This is a genomic window from Pantoea sp. B566 (assembly GCF_024793925.1).
Taxonomy (GTDB): domain Bacteria; phylum Pseudomonadota; class Gammaproteobacteria; order Enterobacterales; family Enterobacteriaceae; genus Pantoea; species Pantoea ananatis.
In genome coordinates this window covers 3,701,899-3,724,195 of the sequence record NZ_JANUQL010000003.1, presented here as the reverse complement: position 1 = coordinate 3,724,195, position 22,297 = coordinate 3,701,899, and the positions used below count along the sequence as shown (strand labels likewise).

Genomic DNA, 22,297 nt, shown 5'->3' with positions numbered 1-22,297 from the left:
TCCTTAACACACAAAGCTCACCGGCGCGCCGCCGCCAGGATGGGGAAAGATCCCCATTGGAATACCATAGATATCCTGCAAAACGTCCGCCTGCATGATGTGCTCCGGGCCGCCTTGCGCGATAAGCCCGCCGCCACGTAATGCCACCAGATGGTCGCAGTAACGGGCCGCCATGTTGATGTCATGCAATACGGTAATGACGGTTAAGCCATGCTCCCGGCTCAGCGTCTGAATCAGGGCCAGCACGTCCACCTGGTGGGCAATGTCCAGTGCGGAAGTGGGTTCATCCAGCAGCAGACAGCGGCTGTTTTGCGCCACCATCATCGCCAGCCAGGCCCGTTGCCGTTCCCCACCCGATAAGCTGTCTACCAGACGAAAGGCAAAAGGCGTTAATCCGACGAGCGAAATCGCCTGCTCAACGCGTGCCCGGTCCTCCTGACTGAAACGTCCCAGCGCCCCATGCCAAGGATAACGCCCGATGGCCACCAGCTCACGCACCGTCATGCCTTCGGCAGCCGGTAACTGCTGCGGTAAATAGGCGACCTCCCGGGCAAACACTTTGCTTTTTAAGCTCTCTACAGGCCGACCGTTAAGGAGCACCCGGCCTTCGCTGGCCGCGTGATGCCGCCCCAGCATTTTTAACAGCGTGGATTTGCCTGAACCATTATGACCTATCAGTGCGGTCACTTTGCCTGGAGTAAAAGAGAGAGACAGCGGCTGGAGAAGCGTGCGACCGGGTACACGAAAGCTGGCATTCTCCAGTTGGAAGGTCGTTTGTTGATGCTGCGGAAGCTGCATGGTAATCCCTGTAAACGGGCGCCGGAGCGCCCTCATCTATCAGAACCGGAACGTGGCGGTACCTGTAATCTGCCGTTCTGCGCCCCAGTAGCACGCATACTCACGGTAACAACTGGCAACGTAGTCGCGGTTAAACAGGTTGTTAACGTTAACGCCTACCGTTGAGCCAGGCAAACCAAAACGTCCTAAATCATATTTCAGTGCAGCATCGACAGTGGTATAACCCGCCACGCTAAAGTTCTGGTTGGCATCAGGACCTGTGCTATACAGCCCCTGACTTTCGCCCACGTAACGGACGCCCGCTCCGACCGTGACGCCTGACAGCGCGGTTTCGTGGAAGGTATAGTCACTCCACAGTGACGCCATGTGTTTGGGCACCTGTACCGGGGTTTTGCCCTGGAGCTGGGTATCTTCCGTATACTCGGCATCGGTATAGGTATAAGAGGCCGTCAGGTTTACGTTGGCGTTTAGCGCCGCTTTGGCTTCCAGTTCCAAACCGCGAGAACGGATTTCGCCGCTCTGGATGCTGAAATTAGGACTGTTAGGATCAGCTGTTAAGTTCTTGGTCTTTGTCAGCTCATAAATCGCGGCCGTGACAACGACAGGGCGATCTTTTGGCACAAACTTTACGCCCGTTTCATACTGCTTAGCGCGTGAAGGGTCGAAAGGTTGACCACTTTGAGTCGTTCCGGATGTCGGAATGAAGGATTCGCTATAACTGAAATACGGCGCGATACCATTATCGAACACATAGTTTAAGCCGCCACGCCAGGTAAACGCCTGGTCATGACTTTTAACTTCGGTACTGCTACTGCGATTAAAAGCAGAGGTCATTGCGTAATCATAGCGACTGCCCAATGTCAGTACCCAACGATCCCATTCCATCTGGTCTTGTGCATACAGGCCGGTTTGCTCCTGTTTGTTGAGATAGCGATACGGGAAAGCTGTGCCGTTTAGCGCGTCATTGCCGTATTGCGGATTAACCGCATTCAACGGGAATGCTGAGCCAAAAGCCGCATTAATATCATTTCGCATGCGCTGATAATCAACGCCAAGCAGTAACGTATGATCAAGCTGGCCGGTGGCAAATTTAGCCTGAGCCTGATTATCTACCGCAAACTGATTCAGTTTCTCGTCTGAAGCCGCAGACCCGCGGGTGATTTGCTGAGTGGTTGCATCAAAGCCGTTTCCATAGATACTGCGGTAATCCGTGGTTAACTCGGCATAGCGCAGATTCTGACGCACCGTCCAGGTATCATCAAAACGGTGCTCGAAGCTGTAGCCCAGCATTTTGGTATTGCGTGAGATGCGGTTGCTCTTCTCGCCCTCATCAAAGTTGGTCGGCAGTTTGTACTGGCTGCCATCAGGCCGGGTGATCGGCACAACGGTCCCTTCACGCGGCAGCCAGCCGTAGTAGCCGGTGTCCGGCTCGTTCTGGAAATAGGTCAGCAGATCTAAACGGGTATTTTCATCCGGACGCCAGCTGAATGAAGGGGCGATAGTGTAACGCTTTTGTTTATTGTTCGCCTGTTGGGCATCCTGGCTGCTGGCCTGGCCTGTCAGGCGATAGCTGTATACGCCCGCATCATCTATGGCACCGCCAAAGTCGAAACCGGTGGAGTAAAGATTATGGTTGCCCATCTGGAACTGGACTTCGCGCAGCGTTTCCTGAGTGGGACGCTTGCTGACTAAAGCGACAACACCGCCGGGATTGCTTTTACCGTACAGCACGGAAACCGGACCGCGCAGCAGTTCAGCCCGCTCCAGAAAATAGGGATCGATAGCGAATTCAGAGTAGTTGTCACCCTGCAGCTTCAGCCCATCGAGATACTGGTTGGTGTTGGTTTCGCTAAAGCCGCGAATCGACAGCGCGTCAATGACTGAAGAGCTGCCGCGGTTGCCGGTCAGTACGCCAGGCGTATAGTTAAATGCCTGCTTGACGCTGCTGACGTTGCGCATCTCCATCTCTTCACGCGTGACCACGGAAACCGACTGCGGGTTCTTTTCAATCGGCGTATCCGTTTTGGTACCGGTAGCGCTGCGTTTCGCAGCAACGGTGGCCGCCGGTCCCCACGGATTTTCCTGCCCGACAGCGGCACCACCGTTGGCCGAAACCACCACCGTTTGTTCGGCGAAGGCCAGCGAACTTGCGCCGCCGGAAAGCAGCGCAATCATCAGTGCCAGAGGGCGACGGGTAAATAACCTTTGTGGGAAACCAAAAGTGGTAGTGCGCGCAGTCATGAAGGTGTCTCTCAAATGGGGATGAACAAGCGAATCGAAACGATAATGATTATTATAACGTTTCGATAATATGCGAGATCCAACATTTTCTGCAAGCGGAATTCCCTTCAGTGGCGCTGTTTGTCGCTCGATTCCTTCATCATCAGCAGGCACAAAAAAAGGCACCGGAGTGCCTTTTTTTAACCGCTTTTAGCCGGTTATTTACCAAACATATCTTTTATCCAGCCCGCAACGCCATCACTGTCTTTCTGTTCCTGTTGTTGCTGCTGTTGCAATTGTTGCTGCTGTTGCTGTTGTTGTTGCTGCTGCATTTGCTGCTGCTGAACCTGCTGCTGCTGCTGTTGACACAGCGCGTTGGGATCCAGCGCCCAAACCGGTAGCGAACGCCAGGTGCTGCTGCCCGAGCCACAAACAAAGTTGCCTGCCGAATCTATATTCATCATCGTGACATCTTCAGGCGGCGTCAGCTGCAACGGCATGGGTGCCTGGTTATCAAGATAGCGACGATAGATCTGCATGGCGCCGCTGGCACCGTACAGTTTGGTGGGCTGGTTGTTATCACGCCCTACCCAGGTTATCGCTACTTCTTTACCGTCGATGCCCGCAAACCAGCTGTCGATCAGGTCGTTTGTGGTGCCTGTTTTACCTGCCAGATGCGCATTCGGGAAACGCGCGCCCAGGGCGCGCGCTGTACCGTGATCGGCAACCTGCTGCATCGTGTAGAGCGTTAAATAGGCCGCCTGCGCCGGTTCAACCCGCTGGGCCTGTGGGAAGCTCTGGTACAGTACGGTTCCGTCTTCCGCAATGACGGAGCGCACTGCAGACAGATCGGCACGATTCCCTCCGCTGGCAATCGACTGGAACGCCTGGGCAACTTCAACCGGCGTCAGGTTGAGTGCGCCCAGCAGCATAGCCGGCACCGGGTTGAGCTGATCTTTTGGCACGCCCAGTTTGGTCCAGGTATCCACCACTGCATTGAGCCCCAGCGTCATGCCCAGGTTCACCGTTGGCACGTTCATAGAGTTGGTTAACGCGTCCACCAGCATAACTTTGCCACTGAAGCGGCGGTCGTCATTCATGGGTTTCCAGACGCTGCCGTTGGGCTGTTTCAGCGCAATAGGTTCGTCGGCGATCCATGTATTCAGCCGGTACGTATTCGGCTGGCTCAGTGCGGTAAGATACGTCGCGGGTTTCGCCAGAGAACCAATTGAACGGCGAGCCTGTAACGCACGGTTATAGCCTGCAAACTGCGGATCGGCGCCGCCGACCATCGCGCGAACTTCACCCGTGAAGCGGTCAACGACCACCATTGCGGTTTCCAGATCTTTCAAACCGCGCTGCTTTTTCAGGGTGGGAATACCGTCGATCACCGCTTTTTCAGCGGCATCCTGTGAGACCGGATCTAACGTGGTGAAAATTTTCACACCCGACAGATCTTTGACCTTGTCGCCCAGCTTCGCCTGCAGCTCATTGCGTACCATTTGCATAAAGGCAGGCTGAGGCGTGATCACACCGCCTTTCGGTTGCACGCCTAACGGACGGGCTGACAGCATGTCATACAGTTCCTGGTCGATGACTTTCTGCTGCTGCAGTAAGCGCAGAACCAGATTGCGTCGTTCCAGCGCCAGCTTCGGGTTACGCCATGGATTATAGAGCGAAGCGCCTTTTACCATGCCAACCAGCATTGCCTGCTGATCGAGGCTCAGTTCATCTACCGGTCGGCCAAAGTAGTAAAGGCTGGCCAGGGGGAAACCACGAATCTGATCGTTACCTGCCTGGCCGAGGTACACCTCGTTAAGGTAAAGCTCCAGAATGCGATCTTTACTGTAACGGGCGTCCATGATCACGGCCATATAGGCTTCACGCGCTTTACGCCACAGTGAACGCTCGTTGGTCAGGAACAGGTTTTTTACCAGCTGCTGAGTCAGCGTGCTGCCGCCCTGCACCGCTTTACCTGCCGTAATATTCGCGACGAAGGCACGACCGATAGAATAGGGGCTGATACCGTCATGCTCGTAAAAATGGCGATCTTCGGTGGCAATCAGCGTATCAACCAGCAGATCCGGGAAACCCGCACGGGGCACAAACAGGCGTTGTTCACCGTTGGGTGACTGCAGCATGGTAATCAGACGTGGATCAAGACGGAAGAAACCAAAATCACGTCCGGTTTCAACGTTTTTAATCTCGCTGAGTTCATCTTTGCTAAAGGTCATACGGGCATGGATCTGCCCCTCTTTGCTGTCCGGAAAATCAAACGGACGGCGCAACAGTTCAATGGTGTTGCCCTTGACCGAGAACTCACCCGGGCGCGTAATACGTGAAACTTCACGGTATTGCGTGCCTTCAAGCAGCGCGATCATTTCACTTTTGTTGTAGGCCATGCCAGGTTCAAGGCTGACCATACGACCGTATACGGCGGCGGGCAGTTGCCAGACTTTTCCGTCTATACGGCTGCGAATTTCCGAGTCGAGGTATACGCCCCACGCGGCCATTACCACCACAAATACCAGGAACAGCTTAATTAACCATCCCAGCCAACGGCGTTTGCCGCGCGGCGGTTTTCCACCTTTACCTTTACGTGGCACCGGCGCTTCCTCCTCGTAGTCATCATCAAAATCGTCCTGAGCATCGTCATCGATGTCTCTGCGCCGCCCACGGCGGGCGCTACTGCGCGGTGGCAGCGGTTTTCCTTTGCGCCCAATAGGTTCGCGATCGTTCCCAGACATGCGTTTTATTCTCCAGGCATAGCTTACGGCTGCGCCGCTACTCTAACTGCTTTCTTCACTGTCGCATGGCAGAACCCTCTGAATTAACCTGAGGTTCCGCCCTGTGACGTATTCTTTTTTGTCCGCCTTGTCGGCAAGGCAGAGGCAGGATCGTCAGGCCAGAGATGTTTGGGATAACGCCCTTTCATCTCTTTTTGCACGTCCGCATAGGCACCCCGCCAGAAGGCCGCAAGATCGCGGGTGATCTGTAAAGGGCGCTGGGCGGGCGATAACAGCTCCAGTACCAGTGGAACCCGCCCTTCTGCCACGGTCGGATTGCTGGCTTCGCCAAACATTTCCTGGATGCGTACCGCCAGTGCAGGCGGTTTATCCGCATCATAGCGGATGGGCAGCCGACTTCCGGTGGGCACAGTGTAATGAGTTGGCAGCACAGTATCCAGCCGCTGACGTTGTGACCATGTGAGCAAATGTAAGAGCGCGCTGACAAGGTTCACGGACTGTAAACTCTTCAGGTCGCGCACTCCGCTCATCTCAGGCAGAAGCCAGTGTTCGAGCGACTCAAGCAGGCTGGCGTCATCAACCTGAGGCCACGGCTCCTCGGGTAACCATTGGGCCGCACACTGAATGCGCAGGCGCAACTGCCCGGACGCCGGCGTCCAGCCCAACACCGAGAGTCCTTTTTTACTGATCCACCGTAGCATGGCCGCCTGCAGTACTTCTGTATCGGGCCGGGCAAGCGGTTGGGTTTTCAGGACCAGTTCGCCAATCTGCTCACGCCGCAACGTGCGCAGTGTGCCTTTCTCCTCATCCCATTCCACCTCGGTACGCTGTTCAACGAGCAGCGGACAATGTTGCGTCAAGGTATCAATATCGACGGGCATGGCCAGCAGGATGCGCGCGTCCGGCGCGCTGCTGCCCTGTAACAATGTGGGCGCGATTAACCATTCGTAACGCGTCAGTGCCTGTTGTTCGTCCAGCATCGCGCCCAGTCCGTTAGCGAGCTGATACCGGCCGCTGTTATCGCGACGTCGTGCCAGGCGGTCGCTGAATCCAGCAGTCAGCAGCGCGGCAAACCGGTCTTCGTCCACCCGGCCACCCAGGACGCCGATGCGTTTTTGCCAGTGCTGTGCGCGGCGTTGCCACTGAGGCGATGGACGATAAAGCGCGTCACGTAAATCGACGCTGGCGCTGCGAGGAGGATCTTCCAGAATGGCCACCAGCAAGGCCGCGCTGGCAACGGCATCAGCGTCGCCGCCTGCCGCACATAACATCGCGCTAAGACGGGCGTCGCTGCCCAACTGCGCCATTCGTCGTCCCTGGGCATTAAGATGGCCCTGATCGTCCAGCGCCCCCAGCCGCAACAGCTGCTGCCGGGCCGCGCGCAAATGCTTTTCCGGCGGCAGATCGATCCACTGTAGTTGATCGATACGGGTACATCCCCACTGCAGCAGCCCCAGCCACAACGAGGTGAGATCGCTGTGCAAAATTTCCGCTTCGCTCTGCGCAGGCGCGCGTGAGGCCTGTTCCTGCGCTGCCAGATGCAGGCAAATACCGGGCATGACACGTCCGGCTCGTCCGGCGCGCTGCGTCATGGAGGCCTGACTGACGCGCTGGGTCTGCAGCCGCGTCACACCGCTGCGGGCATCAAACAGCGCGCTTCGTTCCTGCGCGCTGTCCACCACCAGGCGAATGCCTTCAATTGTCAGGCTGGTTTCGGCGATGTTGGTCGCCAGCACCACTTTGCGGCGTCCGCTGGCGGCAGGCAGGATGGCCCGTTGCTGGGCCGCAAGGGGAAGTGCGCCATACAGCGGGGTCAGATCCACATCAGCGTCAACGCGCGCTTCCAGCTCTCGCTTTACCCGCTCGATTTCCGCAACGCCAGGCAGAAACAACAGCAGTGAGCCCGTTTCCTCTCGCAGCAACTGCGCGACTTCGCGCGCCACCGCCTCTTCAAACCGCAGAGTCTGGCTCATTGCCGTATAGCGGCGTTCAACCGGGTAGCTCCGCCCTTCCGAGGTAATGAGAGGGGCATTCGGTAACAAGGCTGCCAGCCTGGCGTTATCGAGCGTCGCCGACATCAGCATGATTTTCAAATCTTCACGCAACCCCTGCTGCACGTCCAGCAGCAGCGCCAGCGCCAGATCGGCCTGGAGGCTGCGCTCATGAAACTCATCCAGGATAACCAATGATACGCCGTCCAGCATGGGATCCTGCTGCAGCATTCGGGTCAGAATGCCTTCGGTCACCACTTCAAGCCGGGTCATCGGCCCTGTGCAGCTTTCGCCACGCATACGGTAGCCTACGGTCGCGCCGGGTTGTTCACCCAACTGTTCTGCCAGCCGTTGCGCCACATTACGTGCGGCAAGCCGACGCGGCTCCAGCATAATGATGCGTCCCGCTATCGCCTGATGCTGTAAAAGCTGAAGCGGCAACCAGGTGGATTTACCTGCGCCAGTGGGCGCGGCCAGCAGGATGTTTGAGGCGTCGTTAAGCGCGCTCAGAAGGTCAGGCAACACCGCGCTGACGGGTAGATCACTCACCGCAAACTCCACGAATGGCTGTGTTAAGATGGCGCGCATTGTAGCACTCATCCGTGAGGATTGCCGGAGACCGCCATGGCGTCACAACGCTTATTTTTTGCTATTACCCCGCCAGAGGCGCTGCAACAGCAACTGGTGCACTGGCGGGCACACACGTTTAGTGAGGATGCTGGCCGCCCGATTGCAGCCGCCAACCTCCACCTGACGCTGGCTTTTCTGGGGGATGTCTCCCCTGAAACCTCAACCCAGTTGCAGACGCTGGCGTCGCGTATCCGCCAGCCCGCGTTTGACGTCGCATTAGACGATGCGGGCCACTGGCCTCGTCCCGGCGTGGTGTGGCTGGGTTGCCAGCGTCCGCCGCGCGGCTTGTTACAGTTAGCAAGCCTGCTGCGCGCCCAGGCCGCGCGCCACGGCTGCGGGCAACCGGCCCAGCCCTTTCATCCCCACGTGACGCTGCTGCGTGCGGCGACGCAGCCCGTCGCCCTGCCCCCTCGCGGCTTTCACTGGCAATTTTCAGCCAGCGAATTTTCCCTTTTCGCCTCCGAGTACGTGCAAGGCCGGACCCGCTACCGCACGCTGGCCAGTTGGCCCTTGCTGCCTTAATCAGGAGCCTTATGCTTTTTTCCCCCGTTCTCAAATCTGCGCGACTGGTTACCCGCTATAAGCGTTTTCTGGCCGATGTCGTAACGCCTGAAGGCGAAACGCTGACAATACATTGCGCCAATACCGGCGCAATGACCGGCTGTGCAACGCCGGGCGACACCGTTTGGTATTCAACCTCTGACAGCCTGACGCGCAAATATCCGCATAGCTGGGAGATGACCGAGACGCAGCAGGGCCACTGGATCTGCGTGAATACCCTGCGCGCCAACCAACTGGTACGTGAGGCGCTAAGCAAAAACCAGATTTTACCGCTGGCGGGCTACGAGGAATGTCAGGCCGAAGTCAAATATGGCACTGAAAAAAGCCGAATTGATTTCCTGCTCAAGGCACAGGATCGACCTGAGTGCTATATTGAGGTGAAATCCGTGACGCTTTTGCAGGAAGGTAAAGGCTATTTTCCGGATGCGGTGACGATTCGAGGACAGAAACACCTGCGCGAGCTGAGTCAGGCTGTGGCAGAGGGTCATCGGGCCGTTTTGTTGTTTGCCGTTCTGCACTCGGGGATTGAGGACGTTTCCCCGGCGCGTCACATTGATGCCGCTTACGCAGAGCAACTGGTACAGGCGCAGCTGAGTGGCGTGGAGATTTTGGCTTATCGGGCAGAACTGTCATCCGCCGGGATGTTATTAACGACGCCGGTTGACGTAACATTGTAATATCACTGGCATCCTTCTGTGATATGACTACCTTCTGTCAGGGGTCAACTACGCTGTTCCTCACAGGCTTGTCAAGATGCGATCAGGAATAATTGCCAACCTTGACTGCTTCTGTTATTTATAGCGGCCTGTTTTTTCCCCGTTGGGGGATCGATGTACCCAGGAGAGGGCCATAAACACGGTCAGCGTGAATGCGCTTACCGATGGCTATCGAAGGGTATAGTGCGTGTTATCCAGGAGAGAAACAACATGCAAGAAGGGCAAAACCGTAAAACATCGTCCCTGAGTATTCTCGCCATCGCTGGGGTGGAGCCTTATCAGGAGAAGCCGGGCGAAGAGTATATGAATGACGCGCAACTGGACCATTTTCGCAAGATTCTGGAAGCCTGGCGCAATCAATTGCGGGACGAAGTCGATCGCACCGTTACACATATGCAGGATGAAGCTGCTAACTTCCCTGACCCGGTTGACCGTGCCGCTCAGGAAGAAGAGTTCAGCCTGGAACTGCGTAACCGCGACCGCGAGCGTAAGTTAATTAAAAAGATCGAGAAAACGCTGAAGAAAGTCGAAGATGATGACTTTGGCTATTGCGATTCCTGTGGCGTAGAGATCGGTATCCGCCGTCTTGAAGCGCGTCCTACCGCCGATCTGTGTATCGACTGTAAGACACTGGCAGAAATTCGTGAGAAGCAAATGGCGGGTTAATGTTGCCGTCTGACTGCAGCCACACGGCGGAAGAAGTCCCACTTTTTCCGCCGTGTGATTCATAACGCCTATGTCATACTCATCCTGCGTTGGGCGCTTCGCGCCATCTCCCTCTGGCGAACTCCATTTCGGCTCCCTGATTGCTGCGTTAGGCAGTTACCTGAGCGCACGTTCACAGCACGGCCGCTGGCTGGTTCGTATTGAAGATATCGATCCGCCGCGCGAAGTCGCCGGTGCCGCAACGCGTATTCTGCAACAGCTGGAGCATTACGGCCTGTTCTGGGATGGCGAGGTGATGTGGCAATCCCAGAGACACAACGCTTATCGCGATGCACTGCACTGGTTAAGAGCGCACCGTCAAAGCTATTTCTGCACCTGTACCCGAAGCCGCATTCAGCAAGCCGGTGGCTTTTATGATGGCCACTGTCGGGATCGTCAGCGCGGCCCCGAAGGTGCGGCCCTGCGCCTGCGCCAGCATGCGCCTGTTTATGGTTTTCAGGATCGGCTCAGAGGCGAGATCATTGCCGATCGGCGGCTGGCTGAGGAAGATTTTATCATTCATCGTCGTGATGGGCTGTTTGCTTACAATCTGGCTGTCGTCGTGGACGATCATCATCAGGGCATCACGGAAATTGTGCGCGGTGCAGACTTAATTGAGCCTACGGTACGGCAGATTGCTCTTTACCAGCAATTTGGCTGGGCGCTACCGGACTATTTGCATTTGCCGCTGGCAACGACGGCCGATGGTCACAAACTTTCTAAGCAAAATCATGCGCCCGCGTTACCGGAAGGGGATACGCGGCCGAGCCTGGTGCAGGCTTTACGCTTTCTGGGGCAGCCTGTCGCCGAAGGCTGGATGGACAAAACGCAGGAGAAACTGCTGTCTGACGCCGTGAAGCAGTGGAATATCGCTTTGATACCTCACGATAACGCCCTGATAACGGATGCATAGACAACAGCATTCTCAAATGATTCACAACAGGCTATGATTAGCCGCTGATTTTACCTACACCCTAATTGTCACTGTCGAGGTGTCCCATTTTTACCCGAGTCGCTAATTTTTGCCGGAAAGTCCTGAAGCGTGATGACGAGGAAGCACCAGCAGAGGTTGAACCTGAGAGTCATATGACCATCATTCCTCGTGAAAGCCACACCATCTCACGTAAAGACATCAGCGAAAATGCCCTCAAGGTGCTGTATCGTCTGAATAAAGCCGGTTATGAAGCCTATCTTGTTGGCGGCGGCGTGCGTGATTTGCTGCTGGGACAGAAGCCTAAAGACTTCGACGTGACCACAAACGCCACGCCGGAGCAGATGCGTAAACTGTTCCGCAACTGCCGTCTGGTTGGCCGCCGCTTCCGTCTGGCGCACGTGATGTTTGGGCCGGAAGTGATCGAAGTGGCGACATTCCGCGGTCATCATCAGATTGAAGAGACCAGCGACGATCATAACAATTCTCAGCGTGCCCAGAGCGGTATGCTGCTGCGCGACAATATTTTCGGCAGCATCGAAGATGATGCTCAGCGTCGCGATCTGACGATCAACAGCCTCTATTACAGCGTGGCCGATTTTTCGGTTCGGGATTATGTTGGTGGTCTGAACGATCTGCAGCAAGGCATTATTCGCTTGATTGGCGATCCGGAAACCCGTTATCGCGAAGATCCTGTGCGCATGCTGCGCGTTGCGCGTTTCGCTGCCAAATTAAATATGCGTATTGCGCCTGAAACGGCTGAGCCGATTCCCCGTCTGGCGTCGTTACTTCGTGACGTGCCCGCCGCGCGTCTGTTTGAAGAGTCGCTAAAACTGCTGCAGGCCGGCTATGGTTACAGTACCTGGCTTAAGCTGTGTGAATACCAGTTATTTCAGCCGCTGTTCCCCACGCTGGCCCGTAACTTTACCGAGAACGGCGACAGCCACATGGAGCGCATGCTGGCCCAGGTGCTTAAGAACACGGATAACCGTATTCAAAATGATATGCGGGTTAATCCGGCCTTCCTGTTCGCCGCGATGTTCTGGTATCCACAGCTCGAAGCGGCTGAACGCATTGCGCAGGAAAGTGGCCTGACCTATTACGATGCCTTTGCCCTGGCCATGAACGATACGCTGGACGAAGCCTGCCGTGCGTTAGCCATTCCTAAGCGCATCACCTCGTTGATTCGCGACATCTGGCAGTTGCAGCTACGCATGTCTCGTCGCCACGGTAAGCGGGCCTGGAAGCTGATGGAGCATCCTAAGTTCCGTGCTGCTTACGACCTGCTCTCGCTGCGAGCGGAGGTAGAAAACAATCCGGAACTGCTGCGCCTGAGTAAGTGGTGGGGAGAGTTCCAGGTTGCCGCGCCGCCACAGCAGAAAACGATGCTGAATACCCTGGGAGACGATCCGGCCCCGCGCAGCCGTACGCGCCGCCCTCGTCGCCGTTCAACGGCTCCGCGTCGTGATAACAACAACGCCTCATGACCCGGGTTTATCTGGCATTAGGCAGTAACCTTGCCGATCCGCTGCATCAGATTGATGCAGCGCTCTCAGCCCTGGACGCTCTCCCTGAGACTCAACGCGTAGCTACCTCCCCCTTTTACCGCACGCCGCCCTATGGCCCACCCGACCAGCCGGACTACCTTAATGCAGCGGTAGCGCTTGAAACCACGCTCACTGCCGAGGCGCTCCTGGATCAAACCCAGCGAATTGAACGGGAACATGGTCGCGTTCGCAAAGCCGAGCGCTGGGGCCCGCGCACGCTGGATATTGATATCATGCTGTTTGGTACAGCCAGCCTCAACAGCGATCGGCTGATCGTGCCGCATTACGACCTGCTTAATCGCGCATTTATGCTGGTACCGCTGCTGGCGATTGCGCCCAATCTGCACCTGCCTGATGGCCGCCCGCTTCAGCCGCTTCTGGCCAGACTTGACTGCTCCAGCATCCGTCCCTGGCACAGTTGATCATCTATTCACACGTCACAGATTCCGCTCAGCAACGCGATACAGTAAAATGCGTCCATCTGAATTTCTGAGTTGAGAGCGCCATGAAACCCACCACCATTTCTCATTTGCGTCAGTGGAAAGAAAGCGGCAAAAAATTCGCGACCCTGACCGCCTACGAGTTTAGTTTCGCCCGGCTATTTGCCGATGAGGGCATTCAGGTGCTACTGGTAGGCGACTCGCTGGGAATGACCGTACAGGGCCATGATTCGACGTTGCCTGTAACGGTAAGCGATATCGCCTACCATACCGCAGCGGTGCGTCGGGGTGCGCCTCAGTCGCTCTTACTGGCTGACCTGCCCTTCATGAGTTATGCCACGCCAGAGCAAACCTTTAATAACGCAGCGCAGCTCATGCGAGCCGGAGCCAATATGGTGAAGCTGGAAGGCGGCGCATGGCTGGCAGACAGCGTACGCATGCTGACGGAGCGCGCCGTGCCGGTATGTGGCCATCTGGGATTAACGCCGCAGTCTGTGAATATTTTTGGCGGTTATAAAGTACAGGGGCGCGATGAAGCAGGCGCGGAGCAGCTTCTGGCTGATGCGCTGGCTATCGAAGCGGCGGGGGCTCAGCTGCTGGTGCTGGAATGTGTCCCTGTTGCGCTGGCGCAGCGCGTGACCCAGGCGCTGGCGATTCCTGTGATTGGTATCGGCGCAGGTAACGTTACCGACGGTCAGATACTGGTCATGCATGACGCCCTGGGGATCACCGGCGGGCACGTGCCCAAATTTGCGAAAAACTTTCTGGCTGAGACCGGCGACATCCGGGCGGCCATCCGCCGCTATATTGCTGAAGTTGAAGCAGGAAGCTATCCCGCTGTTGAACACAGTTTCCAGTAATTCAGGAGAATTGCCGTGCTGATCATCGACACTCTGCCTATGTTGCGACGTGACGTTCGTCGCTGGCGCGAGCAAGGTAAACGTATCGCGCTGGTGCCGACAATGGGCAACCTGCACGAAGGGCATTTAACGCTGGTCGACGAGGCGCGTGAACGGGGTGATATCGTTATCGTGTCCATTTTCGTCAACCCCATGCAGTTTGATCGTCCTGACGATTTGGCTCGCTATCCGCGTACGCTCCAGGAGGATTGCGAGAAGCTCAACCGTCACGGCGTCGATGTCGTGTTTGCGCCCTCACCTGCCGAGGTTTATCCCCAGGGGCTGGCGAATCAGACGTTCGTAGAGGTCCCGGTGTTGTCATCGCTGCTGGAAGGCGCGAGCCGTCCCGGCCATTTTCGCGGCGTCGCGACCATCGTCAGCAAGTTGTTTAATCTGGTTCAGCCCGATATTGCCTGCTTCGGTGAGAAAGATTTTCAGCAGTTAGCCATCATTCGTAAAATGGTGGCGGATATGGGGTTCGACATCGAGATTGTCGGTGTGCCCACCGTCCGTGCCAAAGATGGCCTGGCACTCAGCTCACGCAACGGCTATCTCACTGACGATGAACGCAAGCTGGCCCCCGGTTTGAGTCAGGTAATGAATGAAATGGCCGCCCGACTGGCTAATGGCGAGCGGCAGATTGACGATATTATTGATGCCGCGAATCTGTCGCTGCAGGAAAAAGGATTGCGGCCGGATGGCCTGGCAATCTGCGATGCAGAAACGCTAGCCCCTCTGACGGTGGACAGCCAGCGTGCCGTGGTTTTAATGGCGGCCTGGCTGGGGAACGCACGGCTGATCGATAATCAACAGGTCGACCTCACGCAGTAAAGGCTGCAGGTCGTATTTTTGGCTGTATAACAAGGTTTCTGACTATGATTCGCACGGTTTTACAAGGCAAATTGCATCGCGTGAAGGTGACGCAGGCAGACCTCAACTATGAAGGCTCCTGCGCCATCGATCAGGATTTCCTTGATGCTTCTGGCATCCTGCAATACGAAGCCATCGATATTTACAACGTGACCAACGGTCAGCGTTTCTCTACCTATGCTATCGCCGCCGAACGAGGTTCAAAAATCATTTCGGTCAACGGCGCAGCGGCGCGCTGTGCCTGTGAAGGCGATATCCTGATTATCTGCTCCTATGTGCAGGTTGAAGATGCAGAAGCCCGTCAGTGGAAGCCCAACGTGGCCTACTTTGAAGGGGATAATCAGATGAAGCGCCTGGCGAAAGCCTTGCCGGTACAGTTGGCGTAAGCCCGGCCCACATAAAAAAGCAGCGATATCGCTGCTTTTTTGTCCGTCATGGCATCAGGTACGCAATCCGCGCCCGCGCTGAATCAGGAAGTAGACCGCGATATAGAACACCACGATAAAGGCAATCAGTACCGATAAGGTCAGCGCCAGCGGAACATCGTGGATGCCGAGGAAACCAAAGCGGAAGCCGCTTATCATGTACACCACCGGGTTCAGCTTTGAAATGGCTTGCCACACGGGCGGTAACAGCGTCAGCGAATAAAACACGCCGCCCAGGTAAGTTAATGGCGTCAGTACAAAGGTCGGTATCAGGCTGATATCGTCAAAGGTACGGGCAAACACCGCGTTAATCAGGCCGGCCAGCGAAAACAGCACGGCAGTGAGCAGCAGCGTGACGGCAACCATCATCCATGAATGAACATGGAAAGGGACAAAAAACAGCGACACCGCCGTAACCAGCACACCGACACAAACGCCGCGTGCCACACCGCCACCGACATAGCCCGCAATGATGATGTGCGTCGGCACCGGTGCCACCAGCAGCTCTTCGATATTGCGCTGAAACTTGGCGCTAAAAAACGAGGAAGCCACGTTGGCATAGGCGTTGGTGATCACCGACATCATAATCAGGCCAGGCACAATAAACTGCATGTAGCTGAACCCATTCATATCGCCGATACGCGCACCAATAAGGTTGCCGAAGATAATAAAATACAGCGTCATGGTGATAACGGGTGGCACCAGCGTCTGAATCCAGATACGGGCGAAGCGGTTCACCTCCCTAGCCCAGATGCTCTTTAACGCCACCCAGTACAAATGTGTCATGCTTTAGCTCCTGTTTTTCCTTGCGTCAGGCCGACGAACAGCTCTTCCAGACGATTCGCTTTGTTGCGCATACTCAGTACCTGCACGCCCTGAGCGCTGAGCTGGCTAAATACACTGTTCAGCCCCTGCTCACGTAGGACTTCGACCTCCAGCGTCGATGTATCGACCAGGCGATACTGGAAACCTTCCAGCGACGGCAGCGGACTGCGCGCGGCCAGATCCAGGATAAAGGTTTCCGATTTCAGCTTTGACAGCAGAGATTTCATTGAGGTGTTTTCTACCAGCTCGCCATTTTGAATAATGCCGATGTTGCGGCACAGCATTTCTGCCTCTTCAAGATAGTGAGTGGTCAGAATGATAGTGGTGCCCTGCGCGTTCAGATCTTTCAAAAACACCCACATCGAGCGGCGCAGTTCAATATCGACCCCGGCGGTAGGTTCATCCAGAATCAGCAGCTTGGGCGCATGCATCAGGGCGCGGGCGATCATCAAACGACGTTTCATGCCACCGGACAACATCCGCGCGCGCTCGTTGCGTTTTTCCCACAGGTCGAGTTGCTTCAGGTGCTTTTCCGCACGTTGCAGGGCTTCACGACGCTCAACGCCATAGTAACCGGCCTGATTCACTACGATCTGCATGACCGTTTCAAACGGGTTAAAGTTAAACTCCTGTGGGACAAGGCCCAACTGGCGTTTGGCGTTCACTACGTCTTTTTCCAGATCGTAGCCAAAAACCCTGACGCTGCCCTCAGACTTATTCACCAGCGAACTGATAATGCCGATAGTGGTCGATTTACCCGCGCCGTTAGGCCCTAAAAGCGCATAAAAATCACCGGCTTCGACGTTCAGATCGATGCCCTTGAGCGCCTGTACGCCGCCGGGATAGGTCTTGGTCAGCCGGGAAAGTTCCAGTGCATAGGTCATTCTGAATACATACCCTGTTGTATGGCATTGTAATGCCGTTTGAATTTAGGAAGCCTTCGCCTATAGTACGCGCACGCAAATGCGCAGTAACAGGTTGCTTAACGCCATGACAGATATTGATACCCTGATCAGTAATAACCGCGAATGGTCCACATTACTGGTCAAAGAAGATCCCGGCTTTTTTGAGCGACTGGCTCAGGCGCAAAAACCGCGTTTCCTCTGGATTGGCTGTTCAGACAGCCGCGTGCCCGCCGAACGCCTTACCGGCCTTGAGCCCGGCGAACTGTTTGTTCATCGCAACGTCGCCAACCTGGTCATTCATACCGACCTCAACTGCCTTTCTGTGGTGCAGTACGCGGTAGAGGTGTTAGAAGTTGAACATATCATCGTGTGCGGCCACTATGGCTGCGGTGGTGTTCAGGCCGCTATGGATAACCCGGAGCTGGGTCTCATAGATAACTGGCTGCTGCACATTCGCGATCTCTGGTACAAGCATAGCGTGTTACTGGGGGAACTCCCGCCGGATAAACGCCTGGATAAACTTTGCGAAATCAACGTTGTTGAGCAGGTTTATAATCTTGGGCATTCCACGATTCTGCAATCCGCCTGGAAACGTGGACGCAAAGTGTCGCTCCATGGCTGGGTTTACGGTATCCAGGATGGCTGCCTGCGCAATCTTGATGTGACGGCAAGCAGCCGGGAGAACCTTGAACAACGCTATCGTCACGGCATGGCTAATCTGTTAGTTAAGGGCGATTTTCAGCGCCAGTAACGCTGTTGCGCGACAAGCCTACACGAAACGACGGGCTCAGGCCTTGGAAGAATGTGCGGTCAACGGCATTCAGTCTTCGAGCGGCACCACTTTGCCGATGTAAGGCAGGTGGCGATAATGTTGCGCATAATCAATACCAAAGCCCACCACAAACTCATCGGGAATAGAAAAGCCGACGTATTCAACGTTGACGTTGACTTCCCGACGTTCAGGCTTATCCAGCAGCGTACAAATCGCCAGGGATTTTGGCTCACGCAAGCGCAGGATTTCACGCACTTTCGAAAGCGTGTTACCGGAGTCGATAATGTCTTCGACAATTAAAACATCTTTGCCGCGAATATCTTCATCCAGGTCTTTCAGGATTTTCACATCCCGGGTCGTGGACATACCGCTGCCGTAACTGGATGCGGTCATAAAATCCACTTCGTGCGGAACGTCAATGACGCGGCATAAATCAGCCATAAACATAAATGAGCCACGAAGTAGCCCCACCAGCACCATATCACTGCCGCTGTCGCGGTAATGGTCGGTGATTTCTTTGCCCAGTTCAGCGATGCGCGCGGCGATTGCCTGTTCAGGGATCATTACGTCAACAGTATGTTTCATTGCCTTTTGCCCGGTAGCTCACAAAGCCACGCAGTCTATCATAGTAGAAAGGCGTACTGATGCCGCGCGGAAAAAGCAAACGTTTACGTGTAGTAAAAATCTTCACCTGTCGTCTGGCAGTTGCACAGTCAGCATTACCTTAGAACAACACAGCATTTAACAGCATTAATTGCTGCATGATAGGATTTTATCAACATATCGTTATGCAGTTAACGACCTTATTGGGAGATCTCAATGACTTCACCCTCAAGTAAGAAAACGCACGTTGGCGATCGTCAACTGCATCCTGAAACCCAGATGCTGAATTATGGCTACGATCCTCGCCTGTCGGAAGGTGCCGTGAAGCCGCCCGTGTTTCTTACCTCTACCTTTGTTTTCGACAGCGCAGAAGAAGGCCGCGACTTTTTCGACTATGTTTCAGGCCGTCGTCAGCCTCCGGAAGGCAAAAGCGGCGGACTGGTTTATTCCCGCTTTAATCATCCCAACAGCGAGATCGTAGAAGATCGCCTGGCCATTTACGAACAGGCGGAAAGCTGTGCCCTGTTTGCTTCCGGTATGGCGGCTATCTCGACAACGCTGTTAACCTTTGCACGACCGGGAGAAGTCATTCTGCATTCGCAGCCGCTGTATGGCGGCACGGAAACGTTGCTGAGTAAGACACTGCACAATCTGGACATTCAGGCGGTCGGCTTCAGCGACGGACACGATGAAGCAAAAGTGCGTGATGCGGCTCATCGTGCGATGGCGCAGGGGCGCGTCGCGATGATTCTGGTGGAAACCCCGGCGAATCCCACCAACAGCCTGGTGAATATTGCGCTGATGGGGCGCATCGCCGACGAGATCGATCGGCATCAGGGTTCGCGTCCGGTCATCGCCTGTGATAACACCTTGCTGGGCCCAATTTTTCAACAGCCGCTGACGCTGGGGGCGGACTTATCGCTGTATTCTCTGACGAAATATGTCGGCGGGCACTCTGACCTGATCGCTGGCGCGGTGATGGGTAAGAAAACGCTGATGACGCAAATTCGCGCCCTGCGCAGCGCTATCGGTACGCAACTGGATCCGCACTCAAGCTGGATGATTAGCCGTTCGCTGGAAACGCTGTCGCTGCGCATGGAAAAAGCCTTTCGCAATGCCGAAGCCGTTGCCGCCTTTCTGCAGCCGCATCCTAAGGTAGCAGCGTTGCACTGGTTGCCCTATCTGGATGCAGAAAGCCCCGCGGGCAAAACGTATCGCGAGCAGTGCAGCGGCGCCGGCTCGACCTTCTCTTTTGATATCGTGGGCGGACAACCTGCCGCGTTTCGCTTTCTCAATGCGCTTGCGTTGTTTAAGCAGGCCGTTAGCCTGGGCGGCACCGAGTCACTTGCCAGCCATCCCGGCACAACCACGCATTCTGGCGTGCCGGATGCGGTCCGTGAGCGCATCGGTATCACCGACGCGACGATACGCTTATCGATCGGCATCGAACATGCCGGAGATCTGGTAGAAGACATCCGACTGGCCCTTGAACAAGCCTGATCAGGTCACGGTGAAGCCCAGCATCATCCCGGTATCTTCATGCTCCAGCAAATGGCAGTGGGCCATATATGCATGATCGGCGGCGGCGGTGTGATTGAAACGCACCAGTACTTCACTGCGCCAGCCGTCGACATTCACCATGTCTTTCCATCCCTGACGATGGGCGGCGGGCGGTTTGCCGTTTTCTGAAAGAATACGGAACTGCGTACCGTGAATATGAAAAGGATGCAGCATGCTGTCGCCTTCGCCGGAAATGGTCCATTTTTCCACGGCGCCCTGTTTCACATTGAAGGCGGGACGCGTCATATCAAATGCCAGACCGTTAATTTTATTGCCGTTATGGAAATCATACGCGGCAGCGGACATTGCGCCATGGTCCATATTTTGGTGATCCATCGTCTCTGCGCCGCTGTCATGTTTCATCTCGCTCGCGTCGTTGCCCATTGGCATAGCGTGCTGCCCTCCTTTGCCCATGGCTTTCTCACCGTAACGCGCCATTAACGCCTGCATACCTTGCTGATCCAACTGGGGATCCATACTGAGCTGCAGCCAGCGCGTTGTCAGGCCTTCTGTTTTTGGCACAGCTGGCAGCGTGGCGAGCTGGTCGGGTAAAGTTGCACTGGCCATGATCCGCAGCGGCAAGATATTCACCAGCGGCAGGGGGCGATCGAAAGGTGCCAGCGTCATGCCCATTTGCGTGACCGGCAGCGTGACGATATCAAAGGCGTTGCCGTCAGAGGTATCGACCATGATCTCAAAACGCTCACCAGGGAGCAGCGGAAGTGAATCCACTTTCACCGGCTCCGACAGCAGCCCACCGTCACTGGCGATAACATACAGGGGACGTTTGTCGCTGGCCGCGATATGCAGCGAACGGGCATTGCAGCCGTTAAGCAGGCGCAGACGTAGCCAGCCACGCGGCACGGCGTGCTGCGGATACTGCACGCCATTCGTCAGCATCATGTCGCCAAACCAACCCACCGCCGCGCGCATCACGTCAAGTTGATAATCGATATGCTCGCCAGACTGACTCAGCTGCTTATCCTGAAAGATAAGCGGTACATCGTCGGTGCCCCACTGGCTGGGCAGCCGGAGCGTACCTGACGGCTGATCCTCCAGCAAAATTAACCCCGCCAGGCCCTGAGCGACCTGATGGCCGGTTTTGCCGTGTAGATGCGGATGGTACCAGCAGGTTGCCGCAGGCTGATCCGGGGTAAAGGTCACCTGACGCATCGCACCCGGTGCAATGACGCCCTGTGGGCCGCCGTCTACCTCACCGGGAATGTCCAGCCCGTGCCAGTGAAGCGTAGTCGCTTCTTTAAGCCGGTTATGAATGTTGATGGTGGCTGTCGTACCGCGCTTCAGGCGAATCGCCGGGCCCAGCAGGCTGCCATTGTAGCCCCAGGTGGGTACGGCTTTCCCCTGCCACTGCGTCGTGCCCTCCATCGCCGTCAGGCTGTACAGGCCATTCGCATCCGCCTCCAGCAACGCGGGAATAAGAAGCGGCGGTCGGGTGGCGGCCATGAGCGAGCGGCTCCAGAGCGGCAGCGCACCCGCCGCGCCCAGTGCCGCGCTGAGTTTCAAAAAGTGGCGACGTTGCATAATCAGCATCCTTGTAACGAAATTACCTGAAGCCTAAACCCTGCCCTTATGGCAAGGTCAAGCATAGCCGGACAGAATGCCCCGAAAAGCGTAAATTGATCGAAAATCTTTACATAACTGTGCTAACGTCTTAAGACAATTATCTGATGAGAATAACTATGAAGAAAAGCATCAAGATCCTGCTGCTGGCGGGACTCTTCGGCTTCTCCTCCACCAGCTTTGCCCTGAGCGAATCCGAAGCAGAAGATCTTGCCGATCTCACTGCCGTATTCGTTTATTTAAAAAATGATTGTGGCTACCAGGATTTGCCCGATGCGCAGATTCGTAAGGCGTTGGTGTTTTTTGCTCAGCAGAACCGCTGGGACTTAAGCAATTACAACAACTACAACATGAAAGCCCTCGGCGAAGCCAGCTATCGTGATTTAAGCGGCATCGCCATTGCTAATGACCAAAAATGTAAGTCGTTGTCCCGGGATTCTCTCAGCCTGCTTGCTTATGTAAAGTAGCGCGCCAGCCCGCTCTCCCACCAGACATTTGCCCGTGCAAGGACTATCATAGTTAGCTATGATGTCCCGCCGATTTTCGGGGTGATGTCACGAAAGGAGAGCTT

Annotated in this window: 20 protein-coding genes; 12 read left to right on the top strand and 8 right to left on the bottom strand. The window is 55.7% G+C overall.

From position 1 onward, the window contains the following. Positions 1-3 precede the first annotated feature (3 nt). The 4 genes from fhuC to hrpB all read right to left on the bottom strand — a co-directional run bounded on the left by fhuC (position 4) and on the right by hrpB (position 8,344). Entirely contained in the window at positions 4-798 is a 795-nt protein-coding gene (gene fhuC / locus NYE92_RS18890; protein ID WP_116220024.1) for a Fe3+-hydroxamate ABC transporter ATP-binding protein FhuC, read from the bottom strand. Positions 799-837: 39 nt separating this feature from the next. Continuing rightward, the gene (fhuA, locus tag NYE92_RS18885) at positions 838-3,039 is read right to left on the bottom strand and encodes a ferrichrome porin FhuA (RefSeq protein WP_105087810.1); all 2,202 of its coding nucleotides are present in this window, start codon (positions 3,037-3,039) and stop codon (positions 838-840) included. Between the two features lie 197 nt (positions 3,040-3,236). Then, positions 3,237-5,765: a bifunctional glycosyl transferase/transpeptidase gene (gene mrcB, locus NYE92_RS18880; protein WP_013024668.1), complete on the bottom strand. Its 2,529-nt coding sequence runs from the start codon at positions 5,763-5,765 to the stop codon at positions 3,237-3,239. Between the two features lie 83 nt (positions 5,766-5,848). Then, positions 5,849-8,344, bottom strand: a complete 2,496-nt coding sequence (gene hrpB, locus NYE92_RS18875; RefSeq protein ID WP_259019349.1) for an ATP-dependent helicase HrpB — start codon at positions 8,342-8,344, stop codon at positions 5,849-5,851. A gap of 36 nt (positions 8,345-8,380) precedes the next feature. Here hrpB and thpR point away from each other — a divergent pair, with 36 nt between their 5' ends. The 9 genes from thpR (at position 8,381) to panD (ending at position 15,441) form a co-directional block, all read left to right on the top strand. After that, on the top strand, positions 8,381-8,908 hold the full coding sequence (thpR, locus tag NYE92_RS18870; RefSeq protein ID WP_015700935.1) for an RNA 2',3'-cyclic phosphodiesterase: 528 nt from the start codon (positions 8,381-8,383) through the stop codon (positions 8,906-8,908). An 11-nt stretch (positions 8,909-8,919) separates the two neighbouring features. Beyond that, positions 8,920-9,624, top strand: a complete 705-nt coding sequence (gene sfsA / locus NYE92_RS18865; protein WP_014592945.1) for a DNA/RNA nuclease SfsA — start codon at positions 8,920-8,922, stop codon at positions 9,622-9,624. Positions 9,625-9,873: 249 nt separating this feature from the next. Continuing rightward, entirely contained in the window at positions 9,874-10,329 is a 456-nt protein-coding gene (gene dksA, locus NYE92_RS18860) for an RNA polymerase-binding protein DksA (protein ID WP_006117731.1), read from the top strand. A 70-nt stretch (positions 10,330-10,399) separates the two neighbouring features. Next, positions 10,400-11,281, top strand: a complete 882-nt coding sequence (gene gluQRS / locus NYE92_RS18855; RefSeq protein WP_014606561.1) for a tRNA glutamyl-Q(34) synthetase GluQRS — start codon at positions 10,400-10,402, stop codon at positions 11,279-11,281. An 86-nt stretch (positions 11,282-11,367) separates the two neighbouring features. Next, on the top strand, positions 11,368-12,786 hold the full coding sequence (gene pcnB / locus NYE92_RS18850) for a polynucleotide adenylyltransferase PcnB (protein WP_206099803.1): 1,419 nt from the start codon (positions 11,368-11,370) through the stop codon (positions 12,784-12,786). Continuing rightward, a complete protein-coding gene (gene folK / locus NYE92_RS18845) occupies positions 12,783-13,268 on the top strand; it encodes a 2-amino-4-hydroxy-6-hydroxymethyldihydropteridine diphosphokinase (RefSeq protein WP_013024661.1) in 486 nt (161 codons plus the stop codon). Before pcnB ends, folK begins: the two co-directional genes overlap by 4 nt. An 83-nt stretch (positions 13,269-13,351) precedes the next feature. Beyond that, positions 13,352-14,146: a 3-methyl-2-oxobutanoate hydroxymethyltransferase gene (gene panB / locus NYE92_RS18840; protein WP_014606562.1), complete on the top strand. Its 795-nt coding sequence runs from the start codon at positions 13,352-13,354 to the stop codon at positions 14,144-14,146. A 15-nt stretch (positions 14,147-14,161) separates the two neighbouring features. Then, a complete protein-coding gene (panC, locus tag NYE92_RS18835; protein ID WP_013024659.1) occupies positions 14,162-15,016 on the top strand; it encodes a pantoate--beta-alanine ligase in 855 nt (284 codons plus the stop codon). Positions 15,017-15,060: 44 nt separating this feature from the next. Next, a complete protein-coding gene (gene panD, locus NYE92_RS18830) occupies positions 15,061-15,441 on the top strand; it encodes an aspartate 1-decarboxylase (RefSeq protein WP_013024658.1) in 381 nt (126 codons plus the stop codon). 54 nt (positions 15,442-15,495) lie between these two features. On the opposite strand, the gene NYE92_RS18825 is transcribed toward panD, so the two are convergent. Beyond that, complete coding sequence (locus NYE92_RS18825; protein ID WP_013024657.1) at positions 15,496-16,266, bottom strand: ABC transporter permease; 771 nt, start codon at positions 16,264-16,266, stop codon at positions 15,496-15,498. Then, positions 16,263-17,189, bottom strand: a complete 927-nt coding sequence (locus NYE92_RS18820) for an ABC transporter ATP-binding protein (protein ID WP_028714825.1) — start codon at positions 17,187-17,189, stop codon at positions 16,263-16,265. Before NYE92_RS18820 ends, NYE92_RS18825 begins: the two co-directional genes overlap by 4 nt. A 106-nt stretch (positions 17,190-17,295) precedes the next feature. On the opposite strand from NYE92_RS18820, the gene can reads away from it, so the two are divergent. Beyond that, on the top strand, positions 17,296-17,961 hold the full coding sequence (can, locus tag NYE92_RS18815; RefSeq protein ID WP_014606563.1) for a carbonate dehydratase: 666 nt from the start codon (positions 17,296-17,298) through the stop codon (positions 17,959-17,961). Positions 17,962-18,030: 69 nt separating this feature from the next. Here the strand turns inward: can and hpt are convergent, their stop codons facing one another. Then, entirely contained in the window at positions 18,031-18,567 is a 537-nt protein-coding gene (hpt, locus tag NYE92_RS18810; protein ID WP_013024654.1) for a hypoxanthine phosphoribosyltransferase, read from the bottom strand. A 234-nt stretch (positions 18,568-18,801) separates the two neighbouring features. On the opposite strand from hpt, the gene NYE92_RS18805 reads away from it, so the two are divergent. Continuing rightward, a complete protein-coding gene (locus NYE92_RS18805; protein ID WP_014592938.1) occupies positions 18,802-20,085 on the top strand; it encodes a cystathionine gamma-synthase family protein in 1,284 nt (427 codons plus the stop codon). Here NYE92_RS18805 and cueO read toward each other — a convergent pair whose 3' ends face one another. Then, positions 20,086-21,687: a multicopper oxidase CueO gene (gene cueO, locus NYE92_RS18800; RefSeq protein WP_259019348.1), complete on the bottom strand. Its 1,602-nt coding sequence runs from the start codon at positions 21,685-21,687 to the stop codon at positions 20,086-20,088. Positions 21,688-21,845: 158 nt separating this feature from the next. Here cueO and NYE92_RS18795 point away from each other — a divergent pair, with 158 nt between their 5' ends. After that, a complete protein-coding gene (locus NYE92_RS18795; protein ID WP_259019347.1) occupies positions 21,846-22,193 on the top strand; it encodes a YacC family pilotin-like protein in 348 nt (115 codons plus the stop codon). The last annotated feature ends 104 nt before the right edge of the window (positions 22,194-22,297 follow it).